Source organism: Olivibacter sp. XZL3 (assembly GCF_004368405.1).
GTDB lineage: Bacteria > Bacteroidota > Bacteroidia > Sphingobacteriales > Sphingobacteriaceae > Olivibacter.
Map to the genome: position 1 here is coordinate 1 of NZ_SBJH01000002.1, position 1,251 is coordinate 1,251.

Consider the following 1,251-nt stretch of genomic DNA (forward strand, 5'->3'; position numbering starts at 1 on the left):
CTGGAATTGCAACTTAAAATAGGAGACTTTTTTATGCTGCCAATCTTTCTTTTTCCATCAGCATCTCTTCAATCTGCTTAGGGGTTTTATACCCCAGAGCAGAATGTGTTCTTTTGGTATTGTAAAATCCCTCAATATATCTAAAGACCTCCAATTTAGCCGACTGCTGATCCATGAATTTCCTATGATAAACCATTTCAGCCTTTAATGTTTTGAAAAAGCTCTCAGCTACTGCGTTGTCCCAGCAATTGGCCTTCCGGCTCATGCTTTGAAGTATCCTGTTTTCTACAATTACCTCCCTGAATTCATCGCAGGCATATTGGATCCCCCTATCCGAATGGAAGGTAAGTCCATCTTTGACACCTCGGTTTCTAATAGCCATCCTGATGGCTTCTACAGAAGTGTTTTTAGCAGTCATATCGGTGCTCAAAGACCATCCGATAACTTTTCTGTCCGCCAAATCGATGACTGTTGTTAGATAAAGCCACCCTTTGTTGGTATGGATATACGTTATATCACCAACCCACTTTTGTGATAAGGCATCCGCTGAAAAATCTCTTTGGAGGAGATTTTCAGCTATTCTATAACTATGGCTGGAATCTGTGGTCACCCTATATTTTTTCTTAACCTTGCTTCGTATCCCATGTTTCTTCATCAACCTTGCAACATAGCTTCTTGACACCTTTTCACCTTTTTTGTGCAGCTCTGCGGTTATCCGTGGGCTGCCATAGATATACTTACTATCCCTGTGTGCCTGACTTATTTTATCCACAAGTGATTTACTTCGCTGTTCCCTAGGGGATTCGGGAGAAACCAGCCAACGATAAAAACAACTGCTACTAACGTCCAAAACTTCGCACATCTTCTCTACGGAATATACCTCTCGGTTCTCCTTTATGAACCGGTATATGGACCGTCTCCCCTGGAGAAGATGGCTATGGCCTTTTTTAATATATCACGCTCTAATTCTGTATCTCTTAATTTCTTACGTAAAATCCTCAACTCCTGCTCCTCTGGACTAAGCTTGGGATTGTCAGGTAAAACTTTATTCCCATTATAACGTGGATTTCTACGCCACTTACTGAGCAAACTTGGGTCTATATCTAATTCCTTAGCTACCTCTGCTACAGACCCTTTAACAACGCTCAGATCGACCGCCATGATCTTAAACGAATCATCAAATTTTCTATGCATCTCTACAAATTTAAAATTACTCCTTAAATCTGTCTCGCTTTAAAGGTAGCAACTCCA

The 1,251-nt window shown here is 40.9% G+C and carries 2 protein-coding genes; both read right to left on the reverse strand.

The genetic code is table 11. The features are described 5' to 3' along the window. Positions 1–31: 31 nt before the first annotated feature. A complete protein-coding gene (locus tag EPX21_RS00445; RefSeq protein WP_134087711.1) occupies positions 32–952 on the reverse strand; it encodes an IS3 family transposase in 921 nt (306 codons plus the stop codon). Next, a complete protein-coding gene (locus EPX21_RS00450; protein ID WP_134087712.1) occupies positions 895–1,194 on the reverse strand; it encodes a transposase in 300 nt (99 codons plus the stop codon). The genes EPX21_RS00445 and EPX21_RS00450 overlap by 58 nt, the downstream gene beginning before the upstream one ends. Positions 1,195–1,251: the final 57 nt, after the last annotated feature.